Annotated in this window: 4 protein-coding genes; 3 read left to right on the top strand and 1 reads right to left on the bottom strand. The window is 45.6% G+C overall.

Annotation, left to right across the window (positions count from 1 at the left end):
- The coding region (locus tag HQM11_04175; protein ID MBF0350200.1) for a fibronectin type III domain-containing protein at positions 1 to 2,417 on the top strand (2,417 nt) is incomplete at its 5' end.
- A 218-nt stretch (positions 2,418 to 2,635) separates the two neighbouring features.
- Positions 2,636 to 3,475, top strand: coding sequence for an alpha/beta hydrolase (locus tag HQM11_04170; GenBank protein MBF0350199.1), 840 nt, complete (start codon positions 2,636 to 2,638; stop codon positions 3,473 to 3,475).
- Here HQM11_04170 and HQM11_04165 read toward each other — a convergent pair.
- A complete protein-coding gene (locus HQM11_04165) occupies positions 3,463 to 3,825 on the bottom strand; it encodes a PilZ domain-containing protein (protein ID MBF0350198.1) in 363 nt (120 codons plus the stop codon). The two genes, HQM11_04170 and HQM11_04165, sit on opposite strands and share 13 nt — an antisense overlap.
- A gap of 814 nt (positions 3,826 to 4,639) precedes the next feature.
- On the opposite strand from HQM11_04165, the gene HQM11_04160 reads away from it, so the two are divergent.
- A complete protein-coding gene (locus HQM11_04160; GenBank protein ID MBF0350197.1) occupies positions 4,640 to 6,286 on the top strand; it encodes an AMP-binding protein in 1,647 nt (548 codons plus the stop codon).
- Positions 6,287 to 6,399 lie beyond the last annotated feature (113 nt).

Here is a 6,399-nt window from a genome sequence, read left to right as displayed (position 1 = left end):
CGGCAAGCAGTGTCAGTGTGACCAACACCGATAATGACACCGCGGGACTCACTGTCTCAACCATCAGTGCAAACACCACCGAAGCAGGAGGAACAGCCACCTTTACGGTTAGACTCAACAGCCAACCTAACGGGAACGTAATATTGAATGTGTCCAGTTCCAACACTAATGAAGGCACTTTATCGGTTTCAACCTTAACATTCAGCATTTCCAACTGGAACACAACCCAGACGGTTACAGTTACTGGTGTGAATGATTCTATAGCGGATGGCAATCAGGCTTATACGGTGTCTGTGACTGTAGCCAGTACGACCGACACCACGGGTTATGCAACACTATCCTCAAGCAGTGTGAGCGTGACCAACACCGATAATGACACCGCGGGACTGACGATCCCGGCAATCAGTGGCAACACCACCGAAGCCGGCGGAACTGCCACGTTCACCGTCAAACTCAACAGCCAGCCCACCGGAAATGTTGTTCTGAATATAGCCAGTTCCAACACCAATGAGGGCACTGTCTCACCATCAACTTTAACATTCATCACCTCTACCTGGAATGATACTCAAACAGTTACAGTTACTGGTGTGAATGATTCTGTAGCGGATGGCAATCAAACTTACAGCATATCTGTCTCCATTGATACCACAAGCACGACGGATACCAGCGGTTATGCCTCTCTAGCGGCAAGCAGTGTCAGTGTCACCAACGATGATAATGACTCAGCAGGTTTCTCACTCAGTGCGACCAGTGGAACAACCACAGAAGCAGGAACTTCATCAACGTTTACGGTTCAATTGACGTCACAGCCTACGGCAAATGTTTCTTTCAATATTTCCAGCAATGATACTACGGAAGGGACCGTAACGCCGTCGTCCATGACCTTTACCAGCAGTAACTGGAATACCGCGCAAACCCTAACCGTTATCGGACAACCCGATGATCTTGGTGATGGCACGGTGTCTTATTCCATCGTATTGGCCGCGGCGACAAGTTCTGACGCAACTTATAATTCATTGAATCCCAGCGATATCACCATGAGCAACACCGCGGATAACACGGCACCCACAGTGAGTACCTCCTCATTATCGGTTGCATCGGTAACCAGTTCTAGTATAGCGCTAGCCTGGACTGCCGCCAGTGATACCGTGACAACAACAGCGGCCCTTCAGTACAAAGTAGTTTACTCCACCAGCAATAATATCAGTACTGTGACAGATGCTGGAACCAATGGTACCACAGCCATGAATTATACCGCGAATACCACCAGTTATAACATTACTGGCCTCACAGGTTCCACTACCTACTATGTGAATGTACTGGTCAAAGATACAGAGGGCAACGTCAATGTTTATACGTCAACATCCCAGGCCACTTCCTTTGGAGCGGTTGTTACCACAACCTCAACCTCATTGGGAATTGGGACAGGCACAACAGCAAATATGCTGGACGCGGTGGCGCTGGCCAATGATAGAATTTTTGTGGTGTATGCTCACGATTCCCCCACAGCCAATAATGCCTTATACGCGATTTATGATTCTGCATTAACCCAGCTATCTTCCGGGGCAGTCACAAACGTTAGCGCTGTAAGTAGTGCTGAACTTAGTCGTATTTCTGTAACAAAATTATCAGGTGGGAACATTGTGGTGGGGTATGTGACAAGCAATACGGCCTATTTCAAGATTTATGATGTCAGTTCCTCAACTCTGGGAAACGAACTCACTGTTAAATCAAGCAATAATCCAATATATCCTGTAAAAGTTGTAGCCTTGACAGGCGGCGGGTTTGCTTATGTTTACAACGACGTAGGTTTAACAAACATGTATGTTGGCATTTACTCGGCGACCGGACAGGTAACCGTTACGCCTACAATAGCGGCTGTAGCCGCTGATTCACCTTATTATCTGGACGCAACACCCTTATCTACTGGAGGTTTTGCTGTTGCTTATTCCAAAGTAGCAACCGGAGTTTATTATTCTACGTTTAATTCTTCGGGAACAAGGTTAGTTGGTCCTGTTTCAGTTGATGCCGTAACGCAAAACGTCAAGTATATCACCATTTCAGCCTTTTCAGATGACAAGGTTTTGATCACTTATGAAGGCAGTTCGCGAGGCAATGCGGTGGTCTATTCAGGAGCCTCACAGATCGGTTCTTCTGTGTTATTCAATAATTCAATGGATGTCAGTTATACCAGAACGCTGACACTTGCGGATAATACAGTATTTGCATCTTATCGAGGCAACACGGCTCTCACATTAGGAACCAGTGTCTTCACCTCCTCTTTGAATATAAGTGATGTAACCTCTACCACTGGTTTGACTTCAATTGTCCAAACTGTTCCTGTTCAGTTATCGAATAACGCTGTTTATGTATTTCATATTGATGGGTCAACCATTAAATACGCTATTATGAAATAATTCTGAACTTTGAACATTTTGGGGTTGGTCACATTTTTGGCCATGTGTCAAAAAACGGTCTTTGATTTACCACCTGTTTGGGGTTTTTTCCCGTAGGGGCAGACCTGTGTGTCTGCCCGGGATCAGGGCGAACACACATTTTTGCCCCTACAATGTGTGGCTGAAAATGTGACCAACCCCCTGATTCTCAACAAATCTGATTCCCATAGGTTCGAACCATGCTGAATAACATCCCATACACTGATTTTGGAGGAACGGGGCCGTTGCTCCATTTTGCGCATGCCAATGGATATCCTCCAGGCGCTTATCGCCAACTGATTGAACTGTTGAAACCTCATTTTCACGTCATTGCCATTACCTCACGGCAACTCTGGCAAAATCCTGATCTGCGGTACCAGGTATCCGATTGGCAGGTGTTTGCAGATGATTTGATTGTTTTGCTGGAGACTCAGATTCAGGAACCTGTTTATGCGGTGGGACATTCCATGGGTGCGGTGATGTCGTGGCTGGCGTCAATCAAACGTCCGGAGTTGTTCAAATCGCTGGTGCTGATGGATCCGGTATTTCTGCCTTCCAGATATGTATTCCAAATGAAACTCATGCCAGAATTTTTGAAGACGCGTGTTCCTCTGATCCGTAAAGCATTGAATCGGCCGGATCTCTGGAATTCCCGGCAGGAGGCCTTTGATTTTCATCGAAGCAAAAAAGTGTTTGCGCGGTTATCTGATGAAAGTATGTGGGATTATATCAACCATGGAACCAAGGCTTATGGCAATGGACAATTTACCTTGACCTGCCCTCGAACCTGGGAGGCGCATTGCTATGGAACAGTTCCTTATGTCTGGAAGAAATTAAGGCGGAAAACACCACCATTGTTGGGCTTCCGGGGCGAATGGTCAGACGCGCTTCTTCCTGAGTCGTGGCAACGGTGGCAGTCCCTTCAGCCAGAACATCATTTTGTCGAAGTTCCCCAAACAGGGCATTTGTTGCCAATGGAACGGCCCGCTATCATCGCCCAGGAAATTCTGGCTTTTTTACGGCCAGCTCACTCAGGATAAATCTGTAATATCGCTTCCGCGCTTCTGGTGAATGCGGAAAAAAACTGTTCAAGATTCAGATTTTCTTCAAACGCCAGTCCTATGAGTGATTCATCTTCATGATTTTCGACCCAACGAACCTCAACCCTGAGTTTTGACAGTGTTTTGATTTGCGAATCCTCTATCCGCTGTATGGAAAAGGCCCCGCGGTATCCCACAATTTCGCCTGGACTGTGAGTGAGATACACCTTGATCCCGGTTTCTGAAATATCGACCGTTTTCCCATAAAAATAGGTGGCTCGCTCCTCCAGTTTCAAAACCTGGATATAGTTAATACGATCTGTTTTTCGGTGGTTGTTTTTTTGATCCATAGGGCGTTCCTAAGCTGAAAGATCACAAAAAAATGTTTATTGACCCTCAACAGCAAAAACTGTACCGCAATTATGATAACTCATGTTACGTGTATGAATCTTGCGAAGCCTGTGAAATCTCCTGTTTCATGAATAAACGTTCTGGAGATCAAACTCTTAAATTGACGACATTGCGATCAAGCCGAGGGTAAGCTTTCCCAGGAATGGGAATTCAACAGAAATCCCTCAAATGCAAAATAAGTCGAAAAGATTCTGATTATAACGGGTTTAGGGGAGGGCTCCGATAACCTCCCAAGGAAGCTGAAATCAAGAGATTTTGGAGCCAACTATCATGATAATGGAATTGGTTGAGCCGTTCAGCCGGGCTTTGTGCACCTTTATGATGTTTAACGGTGTTTGGATTGGATGGGGTAAAGTTATGGAGGAGAGCCCATCCCCGGATGCTGAGTTCCGCTGAAGAGAGATTCCCATGGAGATACTGAGTAGAGAAGGGTAGAGCCTTAGCGAAACCCATCGAGTTTTGTTGGGTTTCACTTCGTTCTACCCAACCTACCCACCATGCCAAACTGAAAATTAAACAACCCTGACTTTGAGGGTTGTCTTTTCATTCAGGTTTAGTTCTAATTCTATAGCTCAATCAGATTGGTGATGTTAGCAAGTTTGTCGAAAATTCTTACTACTCTTCATCTGATTGAGTCTCAATCGTTAACCTTTGACTATTGCTATTTTGTCTAAAGTGGCCGAAAATATGACCAACCTCAAATGGTGCGACAGCGACTATTTATTATTTTCAACAACAGCTTGAAGGACTTATATGACTGATTCATACAAACTCCCCCTTGAGGTTTTGTATCAATGGGAACAGCAAACACCTGATAAAATCTATTTCCACCAGCCCCGGTTAGGGAAAATGGAAACGTATACCTGGAAAGAAGTGGGCAATCAGGTGCGTCGGGTGGCCGCATGGCTCAAAGCCTTGAATCTTGAACCAGGCAGCAATATCGGGATTTTATCTAAAAATTGCGCGCACTGGATCATGGCCGATCTGGCAATCTGGATGAGCGGTCATGTGTCTGTGCCACTTTATCCCAATCTGACAGCTCATACAATCAACCAGATCATGACGCATAGTGGTTCCAAATTGCTGTTTGTCGGCAAACTGGATGGCTGGGAAGATATGAAACCCGGTGTGCCCGGGAATGTTCAATGTGTTTCATTTCCTTATGGAACCACGCATGAGTATAAGAATTGGGAAGATATTGTTGCAGAGACACAACCCCTGACAGAAAATCCGCCCCGAGACAAGGATGAAATTGCCACCATTATTTATACGTCAGGAACAACGGGGATGCCCAAGGGCGTGGTTCACAGGTTTTATGCCATGGCGTTTGCCATCACCAATTATGTGAGCCTCATGAATATGTCTCATGAAAAATTCTTTTCCTATCTGCCCTTATCGCATGTTGCTGAACGAGTGTTGGCAGAAATGGGCAGTCTCTATTCTTGCAGTGAAGTCACCTTTGCGGAATCGCTGGATACCTTCGCCCAGAATCTCAGAGATGCCAGCCCAACCGTGTTTCTGGGGGTCCCAAGGATCTGGTCCAAATTTCAGCTCGGCATTCTGGCCAAGCTGCCTCAGGAAAAACTGGATCGCCTGCTATCCATTCCCCTTGTCTCGTTTTTTATCAGAAAGAAGCTCAAAAAAGCTTTGGGGTTGTCCCGTGTGAAAGTCGCGATTACAGGCGCGGCACCCATGCCGGAATCGTTGATGTTATGGTATCAGAAACTGGGAATTGAAATTCTGGAAGCCTATTCCATGACTGAAAATTTTGCCTATTCCCATTTAACTCGTCCTCACATGGTCCATGTGGGTTATGTGGGTCAGCCCTTGCCTCACAATGATGTCAAACTCAGCGCTGAAGGTGAGGTTCTGGTAAAAAGTGAAACAACCATGCTGGAATATTATAAAGAGCCTGAAAAAACCGCGGAAGTGATGACAAACGGTTACTTACGCACCGGGGATCAGGGAGCCATTGATAAGGATGGATATTTGAAGATCACGGGAAGAGTGAAGGATCTTTTTAAAACCTCCAAAGGGAAATATGTGGCCCCGACACCCATTGAGAAAAAATTCACAACCGACCCCATGATTGAACAGGTTTGTCTTGTGGGTGCAGGACTTCCTCAACCGATAGTATTGCTGGTGTTGTCCGATATTGGCAACAGTCTTGCTCATCATGAAGTTTCAGATCGACTGAAAGCGTTGATGGCCTCCATCAATTCCACGCTGGATAGTCATGAGCGGGTTCAAAAAGCCGTTCTGGTAAAATCACCCTGGACGGTTGAGAATGAACTGCTCACACCTACCATGAAAGTGAAACGCAATGTGATTGAGAAGATGTATCAGTCTCAGGTGGAACAATGGGATCAACTAAAAGAATCCATTATCTGGGAACATTGATATAATTCCAGAATCCCTCATCGTGATAAAACTGTTCAGGCCAGAATCCTGGACAGGATTTCATGAACATGACTGTTTATTTCCAGAAAAAAATTGGTTTGTATTCTGCATAA

Source organism: SAR324 cluster bacterium, from assembly GCA_015232315.1.
In the GTDB taxonomy this organism is placed as follows: domain Bacteria; phylum SAR324; class SAR324; order SAR324; family NAC60-12; genus JADFZZ01.
The sequence above is the reverse complement of the archived record's forward strand: the minus strand, read 5'-3'. Positions and strand labels throughout refer to the sequence as shown.

Excerpts from the sequence above, each read along its gene's own strand:
- HQM11_04165 (MBF0350198.1), bottom strand. The coding sequence starts at position 3,825 with ATGGATCAAAAAAACAACCACCGAAAAACAGATCGTATTAACTATATC.
- HQM11_04170 (MBF0350199.1), top strand. The coding sequence starts at position 2,636 with ATGCTGAATAACATCCCATACACTGATTTTGGAGGAACGGGGCCGTTG.
- HQM11_04160 (MBF0350197.1), top strand. The coding sequence starts at position 4,640 with ATGACTGATTCATACAAACTCCCCCTTGAGGTTTTGTATCAATGGGAA.